We start from the raw sequence: 18144 nt of genomic DNA, 5'->3' as shown, positions 1-18144 counted from the left end.
TAAAAAGGTATATCCTGTTTTACGGGATATGCCTTTTTTGCATATATAAGATGTGTTAAAATATAAAGGGTAGAAAGGAAAAATGAAATGTTTAATATAGAGGAAGAATTAAAAAAATTGCCAAGCAAACCCGGTGTATATTTAATGCACGATGAAAAAGATGATATTATTTATGTTGGAAAGGCGATTAGTTTAAAAAATCGTGTGAGACAATATTTTCAAAGTAGTCGAAATAAGGGGGCTAAAATTGAGCAGATGGTTACGCATATTTCGCGTTTTGAGTATATTGTGACAGATTCTGAATTAGAGGCTTTGGTATTAGAGTGTAATTTAATTAAAGAACACAGACCAAAATATAATACAATGTTAATGGATGATAAAACATATCCATTTATTAAAGTAACGGTGGAAGAAGAGTATCCAAGAATTTTGTTTGCGCGAGAGATCAAGAGAGATAAAGCAAAATATTTTGGGCCTTATACAAGTGCAAGTGCAGTAAAGGATACGATAGATTTGATTCGTAAACTTTATCATATACGAAGTTGTAATAGAAATTTACCTAAAGATATTGGTAAGGAACGACCATGTTTAAATTATCATATCAAACAATGCTATGCACCGTGTCAAGATTATATTTCGAAGGAAGAATATAGAACGTCAGTACAACAGGCATTAAAATTTCTAGGTGGCGAATACGATAAGGTTATAAAAACACTAGAGGAAAAGATGCAGCAAGCATCAGATGAACTGAATTTTGAAAAAGCAATTGAGTATAGAGAATTATTAAATAGTGTAAGACAAATTGCCCAGAAGCAGAAAATAACAAATAGTGACGGAGAAGATAAAGATGTTTTGGCGGTTGCTGTAGAAGAGGATGATGCAGTTGTACAAGTGTTTTTCATTCGCAGTGGAAGGTTGATTGGACGGGATCATTTTTATATGAAAACGAATAAAGCAGAAACGAAAAGTGAAATTTTAGAGAATTTTATTAAACAGTTTTATGCAGGAACACCATACATTCCACGCGAGATTATGATACAAGAAGAAGTGAAAGACAGTAAACTTTTAGAAGAATGGCTTACACAAAAAAGAGGACACAAAGTATATATTACAATTCACCAAAAAGGACAGAAAAAGAAGTTAGTAGATTTAGCAGAAAAAAATGCAAAAGTTGTTCTTTCTACAGATAAAGAAAGATTGAAAAAAGAAGAAAGAAAAACAATTGGTGCAATAAAAGAAATTGAAAAGTTACTTGGATTATCGAATCTTTTTCGAATAGAAGCGTTTGATATTTCGAATACAAACGGGTTTAATTCGGTTGGCTCTATGATTGTATATGAAAATGGGAAACCAAAGAGAAATGATTATCGGAAGTTTAAAATAAAAGGTGTTCATAATATAGACGATTATGCAAGTATGGAAGAAGTTTTGACAAGACGATTTGAGCATGGTATAAAAGAAAAAAAAGAAGGAAAAGAACTTGGAAGTTTTACATCATTTCCGGATTTGATTATGATGGATGGTGGAAAAGGGCAGGTAAATGTTGCGTGTAGTGTTCTAGAAAAACTGCATTTGCATATTGCAGTTTGTGGTATGGTAAAAGATGATCATCATCGAACAAGAGGGTTGTATTATCATAATGTGGAAATACCGATAGATAAAAATTCAGAGGCTTTTCGTCTTATTACGCGTATTCAAGATGAAGCACATAGGTTTGCTATTGAATTTCATCGAAAATTACGTGGACAAGGACAAGTTCATTCGATTTTAGATGATATAAATGGAATAGGGCCGGCGAGAAGAAAAGATTTAATGAAACATTTTTTGAGTTTAGAGAAAATAAAAAATGCAACAGTTGAAGAATTGAAAAAGTTGCCATCGATGAATGAAAAATCTGCTCAGGAAGTGTACAATTTTTTCCATAAATGATATACTAAACAAAGTGAGTATTTTAAATAGGAGGAGGAAATGTATGAGTTGCGCTGGAAGTGTTGAGTTGGAAAAACTAGTAAAAAAAATGGAGTTAGAAAATCTCACACCAGATATAGATATGACGAAGAGAGTAATTACTGTGCCAGATATTAATCGACCTGCGTTACAGTTGACTGGTTTTTTTGATCATTTTGACTCAGAACGTATTCAAGTAATAGGGTATGTAGAGTATACTTATTTACAAACGATGCCAGAGGAGAGAAAAGAAATTATATACGAGCAATTATTATCGTATGATATTCCATGTTTGATATATAGTACAAAAGTATATCCAGATGAATTGATGTTGAAAAAAGCAAATGAAAAAAATATTCCAGTATTTGCTACAGATAAAAAAACATCTGCATTTATGGCAGAAGCAATCCGTTGGTTGAATGTAGAGCTTGCACCTTGTATTTCTATTCATGGTGTTTTGGTTGATGTGTATGGTGTAGGCGTATTGATTATGGGAGAAAGCGGTATTGGGAAAAGTGAAGCAGCTTTGGAATTAATCAAGAGAGGTCATAGACTTGTAACAGATGATGTGGTTGAGATTAGAAAAGTCAGTGATGAGACACTTGTTGGTACAGCACCAGATATTACTAGACATTTAATTGAATTACGAGGTATTGGAATCGTAGATGTTAAGATGCTTTTTGGTGTGCAAAGTGTAAAAGAAACACAAAATATTGATCTTGTTATAACCTTGGAAGATTGGAATAAAGAAAAAGAATACGATAGACTTGGCTTAGAAGAAGAGTATACGGAATTTCTTGGCAATAAAGTGGTGTGTCATTCTATTCCAATTCGTCCGGGACGAAATCTTGCAATTATTGTGGAATCTGCATCTGTAAATCATAGACAGAAACAGATGGGATATAATGCAGCACAGGAATTGTATAGAAGAGTACAAGAAAATTTAACGCAAAACAAATAGGAGAGAAAAGAAATGAGATATTGCTTTGGAGTTGATATTGGTGGAACAACAGTTAAAATGGGATTATTCCATTTTGATGGTTCATTAGTAGAAAAGTGGGAAATTGAAACAAGAAAAGAAAATCATGGGGAAAAGATCCTTCCAGATGTAGCAGCTGCTATACAGGAAAAAATGAAAGCACATAAGTTGAATCAAGAAGCAATTTTAGGTGTAGGAGTCGGAATTCCAGCACCAGTTACAGATGAAGGAATTGTACAGGCAACAGCCAATTTGGGTTGGGGATACAAAGAAGTAAAACATGAATTAGAAACATTAGTAGGAATCCCAGTAAAAGTAGGAAATGATGCCAACGTAGCTGCTTTAGGCGAAATGTGGAAAGGTGGCGGATTTGGTCATAAAAATATGATTATGGTAACACTTGGTACAGGTGTTGGTGGTGGAATTATTTCCAACGGACACATGGTAGTAGGTGGACATGGTGCAGGCGGTGAAATAGGACATGTCTGTGTAAATTATGATGAAACAGAACAATGTGGTTGTGGAAATAGAGGATGCTTAGAACAATATGCATCTGCAACAGGGATTGTAAGATTGACTAAAAAACGTCTTGAAAAAAATGAAGATGCAACTGTGTTGCGTAATGAAGAAATTAGTGCAAAAACAGTGTTTGATGCAGTAAAAGCAAAGGATGCGGTTGCAATTGAAATAGCAAGAGAATTTGGAAAATATTTAGGATATGCGTTAGCAAATTTAGCGGCAGCAGTAGATCCAGAAATGATTGTAATTGGTGGTGGAGTTTCCAAAGCTGGGACAATACTTTTAGATTACATTACAGAATCATTTAGAGAAAGAGCGTTATTCGCTAATAAAGAATGTCGTTTTGAATTAGCTCGACTTGGAAATGATGCTGGAATTTATGGTGCAGCAAAGTTGATTTTAGAATAATTTGAATAAAATTTTAGAGACCAAAGTGTTTGAAAACACTTTGGTCTCTTCTACGTTATGGAAAAGTTGGAGGAACAGGTTGCCCCGTGTTCTGATTTGCATCGGAATCATTACTATTAGTATTTTCATCGTCTTCATCAGTATCCGTATCATCTTTATCAGATGGATTTGGATTTGCGTTATTTTCATTCGGAATCGTACTGTTTTCGATTGGTTTATTTGGTTCATGTGTTATTCCACCAACAGAGCCTGAATATCCAGCATGACTCGAACAAACTTTATCTGAACCACCATCTAGTGCAATGTATTCCATATGATATGGACAAGAACTAGAAGCTACTTTTCCAGAAATAGAGCAAACTTTTCGTTTGGCTACAGTGTTCGGTATTTCAAAATCTTTATATGGAAGACTTTTGTGAATTCTTGCCATAATACTTTTCCATAATTTTTGGTTATAATTTCCATGTGGAAGTTCTTTGTTATCATCAAAACCGACCCATACGGAGCCAGTGTAATAAGGGGTGTAGCCACAGAACCAAATATCTACGCGAGAAGTTGTTGTACCTGTTTTTCCAGCAACTGGCATATTTGGAAGGGCGGCCTCTTTACCAGTTCCTTGTTTAACAACATCCTCCATTGCACTTGTCAAAAGGTATGCTGTAGATTCACGTAAAGCCGTTCTTGATTTAGATGTATTGTCAATAAGAACATTCCCCTCATGATCTAAAATTTTTGTATAAAAGATAGGAGAGTTATACACACCGCCGTTAGCAATTGCGGCATAAGCGCCTGTCATTTCGAGATTAGAAACACCATCTGTGATACCTCCAAGAGCTGTTGGAAGTTGTAAATCACTATATACTTTTCCATTAATTTTTTTTGATTTAACTAATGTTGTAATCCCCAATTTTTCTAAGTATTCAAATCCTAGTTGAGGAGTAATTTCCTCGAATGTTTTTAAGGCACTGATATTGATTGAATCCTGAATAGCCGTTCTCATTGTGACATTGCCTTTAAAACCAGGATAGGCATTTTTATAAGATTTTCCGTTTCTTTCAAAAGGCTCATCTTTTGTTACTGTGCCTAAAGATTGTCCAGCACTATCTAGTGCAGGAGCATAAACAGCTACAATTTTAAAAGCAGAACCTGGTTGTCTTAAAGAACCAGTTGCACGGTTTAAACTTCTATTTGACTGTTTTTTTCCGCGTCCACCGACAAGAGCTTTTACTTCTCCAGTGTGTTGATCTAGAATGACTGCAGAAGCTTGAGGTTGAGGAGAAAAGAGGATTTTCTCATCGTACTTATCGCCCTCTTGTGCAAGAGATGCTTTAAATGCTTCTATACGAGCCTTTGCTTTCTCAGGAGAAGAAAAGAGAAGCCCTTGTTTATCTTTGTATCGTTCTTTTCCGAATCTTTTGAGATGTCCTGAACTATAGTTTTCTTGCGTTCCATCTTTCCGAGTGATAGTTAATGCATATTCAACACCAGTATATACAGATGAAGGATAGTTTCTATTATTATTCATTTCTTCGTCAACAATTTTTTGAATCGCAGAGTCTTGTGTGGCGTAAATAGTTAATCCACCACTATATAATGCGTTAATAGCTTGTGCTTCAGAATAACCAGGATAACCAGCATCTGTTCGTTGTAAATCTTCAATTACTTGATCTGCTAGGGCATCAATAAAATAAGAATCAACATCTGAACTTGCAAGTTGTGTATTTACATTTTGAATACGAGCATATACATCATCTGCTAATGCTTCATCATATTCAGCCTGTGTAATAAATTCCTGTTCCATCATTTTAGTTAAAACTTTTTTGCGGCGCTGCTCATTCTTTTTAGGGTTTGTCACAGGGTTAAATGTACTTGGACTCTGTGTGATTCCAGCGATAGTAGCACATTCAGATAACGTTAGTTGAGAAACATCTTTATTGAAATAGCGCTTAGAAGCAGCTTGAACACCTAGGGTGTTCTGACCTAAGTTGATGGTGTTCATATAATTTTCTAGAATTAAATCTTTATCCATCTGCTTTTCTATTTCTAGAGCAAGATATTGTTCTTGAATTTTACGTTCCAGACTTTCAAAAAAACTATCTTCATTCATAAAATCAGGAAAGACAGTATTTTTAATTAATTGTTGTGTAATTGTACTAGCACCTTCAGAAAAATTTCCACTGGTTAATCCAACAATTCCTGCACGCACAATTCCTTTTAAATCTACGCCGTTATGCTGATAAAATCGAGAATCTTCAATGGCAATAAATGCATGACGAAGATGAATTGGGATTTGATCAAAAGTTTTGTATACACGGTTAGAACCAGAAGAAACAAATTTTTCTATTTCTTTTCCATTTTTATCAACAACAAATGTTGTATACCCGGTAGGTTTTACATTTGCTGGGGATATGTTAGGTGCATTGTCTATAGTTTTCTTTACAAAGAAACCAGCACCAATTATACTGACAATTCCAATGAGTAGAATACAAAGTATAACGGATTTAAAAAGGCGGGAAAAAATTCGTTTTTTCTGCATTTTCGATTTAGAAGTAATTTCCCGTTGCTTTTTTGAAGCGTTCTTTTTTCCATAATTCATGAGTTTTGCCTCCTTTTACTATGATATTATAACAAATAACCAATTTTAAATAAAGCGAAAAATAAAAAGTTCATAAATAGTAGGAAAAACTTAAGAAAATCTTGTGAATAATAAGAATTTCTTTTATAGTAATAGTAAATAAGTAAGAAAAGGTGAAATGAATATGTTATTAGAATATAAAACGGTATATAAAGGTGGAGAGGCAGAAATCATAGAAAAAAAATCTAGATTTATTGCAATTGTGCAACCAATTGAAACAGAAGAGGACGCCTTAGAATTTATTGAACAAGTGAGAAAAAAGCATTGGAGTGCGACTCATAATTGTTTTGCATATACAGTAGGAGAGCGGTTTGAAATACAACGATGCAGTGATGACGGAGAACCTAGTGGTACAGCAGGCAAACCTATGTTGGATGTTCTTTTAGGTGAAAAGATTCATAATGTAGTAGTTGTTGTTACAAGGTATTTTGGCGGTACGCTTTTAGGTACAGGTGGTCTTGTTCGGGCTTATTCAAAGGCTACACAAGAAGGAATTGCAGTTAGTAAAATTATAACCAAAATGCATGGATGTAAACTGCAAATAACAACAGATTATACGGGGTTGGGGAAAATTCAATATATTTTAGGACAAAGTGGGATAACTGTTTTGGAACCAATTTATACGGATAAGGTTGTGTTAAACGTTCTGGTTCCAGAAGAAAATGAAAAGAATCTTATTGCAGAAATAGTAGAAGGAACAAACGGACAGGCACTTATTGAAAAAGGTGAGGAATGCTATTTCTCTAAAATAGATGGAGAAATGGTTATTTTTCAGGATTAAGAAAAGAATAATAAGAAAAGAGCCTCAGTTGAAGGCTCTTTATCTTTGAAAGGGATATTTATTGAAATTCTGGTTCGATTAAACCAAATGAACCATCCTTACGTTTATAAACTACGTTTACTTGTTCTGTTTCTGCATTGCTAAATACGAAGAAACTATGTCCTAATAAATCCATTTGCATACAAGCATCTTCAGGGAACATCGGTTTGATTCCGAAGCGTTTTGTACGAACGATTTTAATTTCATCAGATTCTGAAGCGTTATCTTCTGATTCAAAGAAAGATTGATTGAAATTTCCACCTGCTTGATGTCTTGCTACTAATTTGTTTTTGTATTTTCGAAGTTGTCTTTCAATAACTTCTTCTACTAAATCAATGGATACATACATATCATTGCTTACCTGCTCCGAGCGAATAATGTCTTTTTTAACAGGAATAGTAACCTCAATTTTTTGACGATCTTTCTCTACACTAAGTGTTACAATAATTTCCGTGTCAGGAGTGAAGTATCTTTCTAATTTTCCGAGTTTGTGCTCGATGGTTTCTTTTAAACCTGGTGTTACCTCAATGTTTTTTCCGCTAATAATAAAATTCATGCTGCCCAACTCCTTTTCGATATATTGTACAAAAGATAGTTTGTACTATGTGTATATTATACATAAAATCAAAAAGAAATGCAATAAAAAGAAAGATAAAAATATTAAAAAAAAATAAAAGACTGACAATTACAATTCTATAGTTTATTTGATTGACCGAATGACTTCTACACGGGAGATTTCACCTTTGTGCATTTTTGCAACACGAAGTCCTAGATTCGAAAAATAAGCACATGCACCAACTCCGATATCTTCGTGGTGTTTCTCTAATTGTCGAATAATGACATCTCGTAGTGTGTCACCTTCTTCAAAAGGAATACTTACATGAATTAGACGATTAACAAGGAATACTTTTTGTGTTGCACGAAAAAGTATTTTTTCGGATTCATCAAATTCACAGAATAAGAATTTTCTTGTTGCAAATAGAGCAGCAATAGCGATTACTCCAATAAGGCTGTTTAATGGAGAATTGTGCTCTATAATGACTTGGCGTGCAATGGCAAAAAGTAGCACTTCAAAAACAGTTGAAGGCTTATGAGTATACACCATTCGAATCAATTCTACTCCAATAATTAGATTAAAACAGTTTTTCAACAAATCGTCATAATTTGGAGAAACTTCTAAATTGGGAATATGAATCAAATCAAGAGTAAGTTTTGCAGAAAGTAAAATAATACCAACAGCAAGTAGAAAAGCAATAAAAAGTTCCATTGCATTTGCCAATTTTTTCAAAATTGCAGATAGATATTTTGCCATAAAAAGCCCTCGCTTCCCTTTTCTTTTATTCTATCGAATCTTTCCTTTTCTGTAAAGAATATTTCTGTATTAGGTTAAAGCAGTATGGATAGATAACAAGGATCCAAAGTACAAGAATAAAATATTCTGTCATTTTCCCAAAAATGTTATTCCCTATGAAATAGGTAAGAATCAATTTTATGAAAAGAGCGATAGAAAGTCCTATAATTACTTTCAAAAATTGTGTGTAAATGTGTTTGGTTTTTACATTGAATGTCAAATAAGTTTGTTCTATATACCAACCGAATGCAAAACCGATACCAGCACCGCAAGCTTTTAAACAGTCGGAAGCATATTTGTAGGAAATTTTATCGAATTTCAATAAAAAAAGTGCGTATATAGAAATAAGAATAGCAATGCTAGTTAGACATAGAAAAATATATTTCTGATTTTTCTTTTTGTCTAAGAAAAAATAGGAAAAGTGTGTAGTTAGCCATGCAAAAAACAATGAAATTCCCATAGAAACAAATACGTCTTTTGGTGTATGTACGCCAAGATACATACGTGAAAATCCTACGAGTAAAAAAGCACATGTACAGCAAATAGAAACAATACGTTTTTTGGTGTGCAAGGCGATTGGAGCAAAAAGCGAAGTGGCTCCTTGGGTATGTCCGCTAGGAAAGGAGTATCCTGTGGCAGCTGGAACAGCGCTTTTTACAGGGGAAAAATTTGGATCAAGTATCCATGGTCTAGGTATGCGAAACGTAATTTTTAAAGTTTGTACACAAAGTCCGGCAGTGAAATAAGTAAATCCCAATATATAAGCAAAGCGCTTATTTACACACCAATAAAGTGTGCAAATAAACGCAATGATTAATAGTTCTTGACCAAAATAAGTGATAAATTGAAAAAAGTTATTTAAAATAGGAGAACGAATCCCCTCAAGAAATCTTAAAAAATTCACTATTTTATTCCTCTTTTTCTCATTTTAGAATCTAGAATTTTTTTGCGAATACGCAATGTTTTTGGAGTGACTTCTAATAATTCATCTGTGTCAATAAAGTCTAAGGCTTCTTCCAAACTTAAAATACGAGGAGTTGTTAATTTTAAAGCATCATCAGAACCTGAAGAGCGAGTGTTTGTTAAATGTTTTGTTTTACATACATTTAATTCAATATCTTCAGCTTTTCCATTTTGCCCAATGACCATACCAGAATAAACTTTTTCCCCTGGTCCGATAAATAATGTTCCTCTTTCTTGAGCGCTAAACAGTCCGTATGTTACAGATTCTCCAGTTTCAAAAGCGATAAGAGATCCTTGTTTACGATATTGAATATCTCCTTTATATGGAGCGTAACCTTCAAATGCTGTGTTTAAAATACCGTTTCCTTTTGTATCGGTCATAAATTCTCCGCGGTATCCAATAAGTCCTCTAGCTGGGATGGAAAATTCCAAACGAGTATAGCCTCCGTTTGATGCTCCCATGTTTTGAAGTTCACCTTTTCGTTGGCTTAATTTATCAATAACTGTTCCTGTGAATTCGTCAGGCACATCAATATAAGCAGTTTCAATTGGTTCTAATAATTTGCCCTTTTCATCCTTTTTATATAATACTTCGGCCTTACTAACGGCAAATTCGTATCCTTCTCGACGCATATTTTCAATCAATACCGATAAATGAAGTTCCCCACGTCCTGATACACGGAAACTATCAGCACTTTCGGATTCCTCTACACGAAGGCTTACGTCAGTATTTAATTCTTTTAAAAGACGTTCACGTAAATGACGAGAAGTTACATATTTACCTTCCTGTCCAGCAAAAGGGCTATCATTTACAATAAATTGCATAGCAATAGTTGGTTCGGAAATTTTTTGGAATGGAATGGCAACAGCGTTTTCAGGTGAGCAAAGTGTATCTCCAATAGCAATATCAGAAATTCCAGAGATAGCAACAATTGAACCAATTCCGGCTTCTTTTACTTCTACTTTATTTAAACCATCAAATTCATATAATTTACTGATTTTAACTTTTTTCTGCTTGTCGGGTTCGTGAGCATTTACAACAACCATATCTTGATTTACAGAAATTGTACCATTATCAACTTTTCCTACACCGATACGACCAACATATTCATTATAATCAATTGTACTAATTAAAACTTGTGTATCTGCATCAGGATCTCCTTCAGGAGCAGGAATGTAGTCTAAAATTGTTTCAAATAAAGGTACCATATTTTTAGGATCGTCAGTTAAATCCAAAATAGCATGTCCTGCTTTAGCAGAAGCGTAAATAAAAGGACAATCTAATTGTTCATCTGAGGCATCTAAGTCCATGAAAAGTTCTAAAATTTCATCTATAACTTCGTCTGGGCGAGCTTCAGGACGGTCAATTTTATTAATACAAACAATAACAGGAAGTTGTAATTCTAATGCTTTACGAAGAACAAATTTAGTTTGTGGCATTGCACCTTCAAAAGCATCTACAACAAGAATAACACCGTTTACCATTTTTAACACACGTTCTACTTCTCCACCGAAATCGGCATGTCCAGGGGTGTCAATAATATTGATTTTTGTATTTTTATAATATACGGCAGTATTTTTAGCAAGAATAGTAATTCCACGTTCACGTTCAATGTCATTTGAGTCCATAACACGCTCTGCAACTTCTTGATTCTCGCGGAACACACCACTTTGTTTTAATAATTCGTCAACAAGAGTTGTTTTACCGTGGTCTACATGGGCGATAATAGCAATATTTCTTATATCTTCTCTTTTGGTTTTCATTGTAAGTTACCTTCTTTCTTTTATCAAAAGCCAATTCATTGGCTTATTACCAAATTACAACTTATACAGTTTATCACATTATCATTAGATTACAAGGGGTTTGAAAGAAAAAATACATATATATATGAAACTAATTTTAAACTAGGAGATGAAGTGTTAGAAAAATGTCGAGAAAAGTTGTCGAGAAAAGGCATACGGTTTTCGGGAGATTTTGGTCTTAAAGAGAAAAGAAGAGAATAAGATAGTATAGACAAAAAAATACGACGAAGAGGAAGGGAGAATTACAAATTATGTCGGATAAGGTTATTGAAAACAATCAAGTTACAATTATGGGAGAGGTAGTATCTGAATTTATGTTCAGCCATGAGGTGTTTGGAGAAGGATTTTATATGGTTGAGGTTTTAGTAAAAAGACTCAGTAATTCAGATGATAGAATTCCATTAATGGTTTCTGAAAGACTTATTGATGTGACACAAGATTACCGGGGAGAATATATTATGGTCACAGGGCAATTTCGCTCATATAACAGACATGAAGAAGATAGAAACAGACTTGTATTATCTGTATTTGCACGAGAAATTTCTTTTGTTGAAGAAGAATTAGATGGAGCCAAAACAAATAATATTTTATTAGACGGATATATCTGCAAGACACCGGTTTATCGAAAAACACCATTGGGAAGAGAGATTGCAGATTTATTATTGGCAGTTAATAGACCATATGGAAAATCAGATTACATACCATGCATTTGTTGGGGAAGAAATGCGAGATATGCATCTTCGTTTGAGGTTGGAGAACATGTCCAAGTTTTGGGGCGTATTCAGAGTAGAGAATATGTAAAAAAACTATCAGAAGTTGAAACGGAAAAAAGAGTTGCTTATGAGGTGTCAGTTAGTAAATTAGAATGTGTTGGAGAATAGAAAATGGAATCTATTTTTGTCGGTTCAGGAGTTGCTTTAGTAACTCCTTTTTGTAAAGATGGAAGTATTAATGAGAAAATGCTAGAAGAATTGGTGGAATATCATTGTGTGCATCAGACGGATGCGATTATTGTTTGTGGAACAACAGGTGAATCAGCTACTTTATCAAAAGAAGAGAGATTGTTTTGTATAAAAAAGACAGTGGAATTTGCTAAAGGGAAAATACCGATTATAGCAGGGACAGGAACAAACTGTACTCGAACAACAGTACAACTATCAAAAGAGGCAGAAGCTTGTGGTGTAGATGGTGTGCTTGTAGTTACTCCATATTATAATAAACCGACGCAAGAAGGACTTAGAGTACATTATGGAAAAGTTGCGCAAAATATAAAAATTCCGATGATTATATATAATGTAGGAAATCGAACGGGGTGCAATATTCAGCCAGAGACGATTTCTTTACTTGCACAGGAAAATGAAAACATTATAGGAGTTAAAGAGGCGTCAGGAAGTATTTCACAGGTGGCAAAAATCATAGAGCTTACAAATGGAAAAATAGATGTTTATGCGGGAAATGATAATCAAATTGTGCCGGTATTATCTCTTGGTGGAAAAGGTGTGATTTCTGTTTTGGCAAATATAGCACCTAGAGAGGTTCATAAAATTTGTAATGATTTTTTTGTGGGAAATATAAAAGAAAGTTGTGCTTTACAATTAAAAGCACTACCTCTTATACGACAATTAGCTTGCGAGGTAAATCCTATTCCGATAAAAAAAGCATTGTCGTTTATGGGCAAAGATGTTGGGGGGCTTAGAATGCCATTGTTGGAACTGGAAGAAGAAAAAGGGAAAAAATTGGCACGCATTATGTGCGAATATGGGATAAGAGTATCGCAGAAGGTGAAGTATGGTTAATATAATTTTACATGGATGTAGTGGGAAAATGGGGAGAATTTTTACTACAGTAACTAAGGAAGATAAAGGAGTGCAGATAGTGGCAGGAATAGATAAATGTAGCGGGGAAGAAACAACATATCCTGTATTTAGAAATTTAAGGACATGTACGGTAAAGGGGGATGTTATTGTTGATTTTTCAGATGCTTCCGGAGTAAATGAACTGGTGAAATTTTGTGAAGAAAACAAGATTCCATTGGTGACATGTACAACTGGACTATCAGAAATTCAGCAAAGAAAAGTAGAAAAACTTGCGGAAAGAGTGCCGGTTTTACAATCGGCTAATATGTCGATGGGGATTACAACATTATGCGAGTTGCTAAAAGGATTGAGAAAAAAATTAATTTTTCAAGAATATGATATAGAAATTATTGAAAAACATCATCGCCATAAAAAAGATGCACCTAGTGGAACTGCAATTCTTTTGAAAAAAGCTATAGAAAAAGAAGAAGTTCCTATTATTTCGATTCGTGGTGGAACGATTGTGGGTGAACACCAAGTGAGTTTTGCAGGTCAAGATGAAGTAATTGAAATTAAACACACAGTGTATTCTAGAGCAGTGTTTGCAAGAGGGGCATTGAAAGCGGCAAAATTTTTGGTGGAACAAAAAGCGGGTTTGTATACAATGGAAAATATTTCATAAAATGGCAAAACTTTCTAAGGTTTAAATGTGTATAGAAAAAAAAGAATTGTAAATAGTACTGATAAGAAGCAATTCTTAATGCATCAAATACACAGAAAGGGAGAGTTTAGATGAAACAAATAAAAAAGATAGTTGTAGCATTGTTGTGCATATGCACGCTTTTTACAGTTGGTTGTGGAACGAAAGAAAATGCAAATGATAATGGAAATAGAACTACAAATACAGAGGGAGTTATGGAAGATGTTGGTGAAGGAATAGATAAAGGAGTTCGAGATACTATAGACGGGGTAGAAGATACGGCAGATCATATTGCTGGAAAAAAACAAAATCCAACAAAAAGTAGCGGGAATACTACAACAAAAAAATAAGTTGAACGAGAAAGAGTGGGGCAACAAGCAACACTCTTTTTTGTGTATTTCTCATAGAGACATTTGTAAGAGAAAATAGTTGAATTGACGTATATATAGTGATAGAATGGAACATAGTTGGACTTCGGAAAAGAGACCGAAGATTCTTGAATTTTCAAACAAGGAGAAAGATATGGGCTTATTAGAAAAAATTTTTGGTACACATAGCGAACATGAATTGAAGCGTATTTATCCAATTGTCGATAAGATTGAAGCATTAGAGCCAGATATGCAGAAATTATCAGATGAGGAATTAAGAGGAAAGACAAAAGAATTTAAAGAAAGATTAGGAAAAGGAGAAACGCTTGATGATATTTTACCAGAAGCATTTGCTACGGTAAGAGAAGCTGCTGTTCGTACCTTACATATGAGACATTATAGAGTACAGTTGATCGGTGGTATTATTTTACATCAAGGGCGTATTTCTGAGATGAGAACAGGTGAAGGAAAAACTTTAGTTTCTACATTACCTGCTTATTTGAATGCGTTAGAAGGAAAAGGAACACATATTGTTACGGTTAATGATTATTTGGCAAAACGTGATGCTGAATGGATGGGACAGGTGCATGAGTTCCTTGGACTTAAAGTTGGTGTTGTATTGAATTCGATGGATAATGATGAACGTCGTGAAGCATACAACTGTGATATTACTTATGTAACAAATAACGAACTTGGTTTTGATTACTTAAGAGATAACATGGTTATTTATAAAGAACAGTTAGTACAAAGAGGACTTCATTTTGCGGTGATTGATGAGGTCGATTCAGTATTGATTGATGAAGCAAGAACACCACTTATTATTTCTGGACAAAGTGGAAAATCCACAAAATTATATGAAGCATGTGACATTTTAGCAAGACAGATGGAGCGTGGAGAAGCTAGTGGAGAATTTTCTAAGATGAATGCCATCATGGGAGAAGATATTGAAGAAACTGGGGACTTTATTGTTAATGAAAAAGAGAAAAATGTAAGTCTTACAGAAGATGGAGTTAAGAAAGTAGAAAGATTCTTCCACTTAGAAAATTTAGCAGATCCTGAAAATCTAGAAATTCAACATAATGTTATTTTAGCACTTCGTGCACATAATTTAATGTTTAAGGATCAAGATTATGTTGTTACTCCTGAAGGTGAGGTTGTAATTGTCGATGAATTTACAGGTCGTATTATGCCGGGACGTCGTTATTCGGATGGACTTCATCAGGCGATTGAAGCAAAAGAACATGTAAAAGTAAAAAGAGAAAGTAAGACACTTGCTACAATTACATTCCAAAACTTGTTTAACAAATATAAAAAGAAAAGTGGTATGACAGGTACTGCGTTAACGGAAGAAAAAGAATTTAGAGATATTTATGGGATGGATGTTGTGGAAATTCCAACAAATCTTCCTGTGCAGAGAAGAGATTTAGACGATGCAGTTTATAAAACAAAAGAAGAAAAATTTAGAGCGGTTGTAGATGCAGTTATAGAGGCACATGCAAAGGGACAGCCAGTTCTTGTTGGTACAATTACAATTGAAACATCTGAATTGTTAAGCAGAATGTTGAAAAAAGAAGGAATCCCTCATAATGTGTTGAATGCAAAATTCCATGAAATGGAAGCAGAAATTGTAGCTCAGGCCGGTGTACATTCAGCAGTCACAATTGCTACAAACATGGCTGGTCGTGGTACGGATATTAAATTGGACGAAGATGCAAAGAATGCAGGCGGACTTAAGATTATTGGTACAGAACGTCATGAATCAAGACGTATTGATAATCAGTTGCGTGGACGTTCTGGACGACAAGGGGATCCAGGAGAATCAAGATTCTATATTTCGTTAGAAGATGATTTGATGAGATTGTTTGGATCAGAAAAACTTATGGGTATTTTCAATACACTTGGAGTTGAAGATGGCGAACAAATTGAACATAAGATGCTTTCAAATGCAATTGAAAAAGCACAGAAAAAGATTGAGAGTAATAACTTTGGTATTCGTAAGAATCTTCTAGAATATGATCAGGTAATGAATGAACAAAGAGAGATTATCTACGAAGAAAGACGTCGTGTATTAGACGGGGAAAGCATGAGAGATTCGATTTATCATATGATTACAGAATATGTGGAAAATCTTGTAGATGCTTGTATATCACCAGACTTAGAGTCAGATGAGTGGGATTTATCTGAATTGGAAAGAAGTCTTCTTGCTACAATTCCGATGAAATTTGTTACTCCTGATGAAGTGAAAAACATGCGTCAGAAAGAATTAAAACACGTATTGAAAGAAAGAGCTGTAAAAGCATATGAAGCAAAAGAAGCTGAATTCCCTGAAATCGAACATTTAAGAGAAGTAGAGCGTGTTATCTTGTTGAAGGTGATTGATGCAAAATGGATGGATCATATTGATGATATGGATCAGTTACGTCAAGGTATTGGACTTCAAGCATACGGACAAAAAGATCCATTAGTAGAATATAAGATGCTTGGATACGATATGTTTGGAGCAATGACAAATGCTATTGCAGAAGATACAGTGCGTTTGCTATTCCATGTAAGAATTGAACAAAAAGTGGAAAGAGAACAGGTTGCCCAGGTAACAGGTACAAATAAAGATGATACATCTGTGAGAGAACCTAAAAAGAGAGAGGAAAAGAAAGTTTATCCAAATGACCCATGCCCATGCGGAAGTGGGAAAAAATATAAACAGTGTTGTGGAAGAAAATAATTAAAAGAGGTGAAAAAATGGTTGAATTAGACCAATTTAAAAGTGTCATAAATTCATATGAGGAGCCATTAAATGAATTGAGGGATTCACTTTGACCTAGAAGGAAAACAGGCTAGAGTAGAAGAATTACAAAAGAAAATAGAAGAGCCTAGTTTTTGGGAAGATACGGAAGGTTCCCAAAAGGTCATGCGCGAATTAAAAGGACTCCAAAGTTTTTTGGAAACAGCAGAAAATCTCTTTATAAATTATGAAGATATAGGTGTGTTAATAGAAATGGCATACGAAGATAATGATGAAAGTATGATTGATGAAATACGTAAGGAAATTCGTCAGTTTGAAAATAATTTTGAGGAAATTCGTATTAACACTTTACTTTCGGGTCCATACGATAAGGATAATGCGATTGTAACCTTGCATGCGGGAGCTGGAGGAACAGAATCGTGTGATTGGGCAAGTATGCTTTATCGAATGTATAGTAGGTGGGCTGAGAAAAAAGGATTTTCTATTTCTGTTTTAGATTACTTAGACGGTGATATTACGGGGATAAAAACAGTTACATTTGAAGTGAATGGGGAAAATGCATACGGTTATTTACAGTCAGAAAAAGGTGTTCACCGATTAGTGCGTATTTCTCCGTTTAATTCAGCTGGGAAAAGGCAAACTTCGTTTGCATCGTGTGATGTTATACCGGATATAGAGGATGATATTGACATTGAAATCAATGAAGATGATTTGAAAGTTGATACATATAGAGCAAGTGGGGCGGGAGGACAACATGTAAATAAAACGTCTTCCGCCATCCGAATTACGCATTTACCTACAGGAATAGTTGTGCAATGTCAAAATGAGCGTTCGCAACATTCCAATCGCGAAAAAGCTATGCAGATGTTGAAAGCAAAATTATATTTGATTAAACAACAGGAGCAAGCGGATAAAGTTTCAGATATACGTGGGGAGGTAAAAGAAATCGGATTTGGTAATCAGATCCGCTCTTATGTTATGCAGCCATATACGTTGGTAAAAGACCATAGAACAAGTGTTGAAAACGGAAATGTAACTGCAGTATTAGACGGAGATATAGAGCCGTTTATTAATGCATATTTAAAGAAAAGAAACGAAGATGAGTAACGAAG

The 18144-nt window shown here is 34.4% G+C and carries 15 protein-coding genes; 10 read left to right on the top strand and 5 right to left on the bottom strand.

Translation table 11 applies throughout. From position 1 onward, the window contains the following. Positions 1–87: 87 nt before the first annotated feature. Genes uvrC through ACY2U7_RS08490 form a run of 3 tightly spaced genes read left to right on the top strand, consistent with a single transcriptional unit; the run spans position 88 to position 3853 of the window. Complete coding sequence (gene uvrC / locus ACY2U7_RS08500) at positions 88–1929, top strand: excinuclease ABC subunit UvrC (protein WP_461813041.1); 1842 nt, start codon at positions 88–90, stop codon at positions 1927–1929. 43 nt (positions 1930–1972) lie between these two features. After that, positions 1973–2908, top strand: a complete 936-nt coding sequence (hprK, locus tag ACY2U7_RS08495; RefSeq protein ID WP_461813040.1) for an HPr(Ser) kinase/phosphatase — start codon at positions 1973–1975, stop codon at positions 2906–2908. Between the two features lie 12 nt (positions 2909–2920). Continuing rightward, positions 2921–3853: a type III pantothenate kinase gene (locus ACY2U7_RS08490; protein ID WP_461813039.1), complete on the top strand. Its 933-nt coding sequence runs from the start codon at positions 2921–2923 to the stop codon at positions 3851–3853. Between the two features lie 55 nt (positions 3854–3908). Here ACY2U7_RS08490 and ACY2U7_RS08485 read toward each other — a convergent pair whose 3' ends face one another. Further along, positions 3909–6449: a transglycosylase domain-containing protein gene (locus ACY2U7_RS08485; RefSeq protein ID WP_461813038.1), complete on the bottom strand. Its 2541-nt coding sequence runs from the start codon at positions 6447–6449 to the stop codon at positions 3909–3911. Between the two features lie 163 nt (positions 6450–6612). On the opposite strand from ACY2U7_RS08485, the gene ACY2U7_RS08480 reads away from it, so the two are divergent. After that, positions 6613–7269, top strand: coding sequence for a YigZ family protein (locus ACY2U7_RS08480; protein ID WP_461813037.1), 657 nt, complete (start codon positions 6613–6615; stop codon positions 7267–7269). Between the two features lie 58 nt (positions 7270–7327). Here the strand turns inward: ACY2U7_RS08480 and hpf are convergent, their stop codons facing one another. From hpf to typA, 4 genes are all read right to left on the bottom strand, one after another. Further along, entirely contained in the window at positions 7328–7864 is a 537-nt protein-coding gene (hpf, locus tag ACY2U7_RS08475) for a ribosome hibernation-promoting factor, HPF/YfiA family (protein WP_461813036.1), read from the bottom strand. 144 nt (positions 7865–8008) lie between these two features. Then, the gene (locus ACY2U7_RS08470; RefSeq protein WP_461816238.1) at positions 8009–8620 is read right to left on the bottom strand and encodes a phosphate-starvation-inducible PsiE family protein; all 612 of its coding nucleotides are present in this window, start codon (positions 8618–8620) and stop codon (positions 8009–8011) included. Between the two features lie 25 nt (positions 8621–8645). Beyond that, on the bottom strand, positions 8646–9563 hold the full coding sequence (locus ACY2U7_RS08465; RefSeq protein ID WP_461813034.1) for a phosphatase PAP2 family protein: 918 nt from the start codon (positions 9561–9563) through the stop codon (positions 8646–8648). Continuing rightward, positions 9563–11386, bottom strand: a complete 1824-nt coding sequence (typA, locus tag ACY2U7_RS08460; RefSeq protein ID WP_461813033.1) for a translational GTPase TypA — start codon at positions 11384–11386, stop codon at positions 9563–9565. Before typA ends, ACY2U7_RS08465 begins: the two co-directional genes overlap by 1 nt. 290 nt (positions 11387–11676) lie before the next feature. On the opposite strand from typA, the gene ACY2U7_RS08455 reads away from it, so the two are divergent. The 6 genes from ACY2U7_RS08455 to prfB all read left to right on the top strand — a co-directional run bounded on the left by ACY2U7_RS08455 (position 11677) and on the right by prfB (position 18139). Beyond that, on the top strand, positions 11677–12306 hold the full coding sequence (locus ACY2U7_RS08455) for a single-stranded DNA-binding protein (RefSeq protein ID WP_461813032.1): 630 nt from the start codon (positions 11677–11679) through the stop codon (positions 12304–12306). Positions 12307–12309: 3 nt separating this feature from the next. Then, a complete protein-coding gene (dapA, locus tag ACY2U7_RS08450) occupies positions 12310–13221 on the top strand; it encodes a 4-hydroxy-tetrahydrodipicolinate synthase (RefSeq protein WP_461813031.1) in 912 nt (303 codons plus the stop codon). Beyond that, on the top strand, positions 13214–13903 hold the full coding sequence (locus ACY2U7_RS08445) for a 4-hydroxy-tetrahydrodipicolinate reductase (protein WP_461813030.1): 690 nt from the start codon (positions 13214–13216) through the stop codon (positions 13901–13903). Before dapA ends, ACY2U7_RS08445 begins: the two co-directional genes overlap by 8 nt. 110 nt (positions 13904–14013) lie before the next feature. Then, complete coding sequence (locus ACY2U7_RS08440; protein ID WP_461813029.1) at positions 14014–14271, top strand: hypothetical protein; 258 nt, start codon at positions 14014–14016, stop codon at positions 14269–14271. A 172-nt stretch (positions 14272–14443) separates the two neighbouring features. After that, positions 14444–17011, top strand: coding sequence for a preprotein translocase subunit SecA (gene secA / locus ACY2U7_RS08435; protein ID WP_461813028.1), 2568 nt, complete (start codon positions 14444–14446; stop codon positions 17009–17011). A gap of 17 nt (positions 17012–17028) precedes the next feature. Then, positions 17029–18139 (top strand): peptide chain release factor 2 gene (prfB, locus tag ACY2U7_RS08430; RefSeq protein ID WP_461813027.1). Its coding sequence is split into 2 segments (ribosomal slippage): positions 17029–17103 and positions 17105–18139, totalling 1110 coding nucleotides; the frame shifts between segments, so codons are not numbered across the junction. Positions 18140–18144: the final 5 nt, after the last annotated feature.

Source organism: Faecalimonas sp. (assembly GCA_029264305.1).
Classification (GTDB): Bacteria; Bacillota; Clostridia; order Lachnospirales; family Lachnospiraceae; genus Faecalimonas.
The sequence above is the reverse complement of the archived record's forward strand: the minus strand, read 5'-3'. Positions and strand labels throughout refer to the sequence as shown.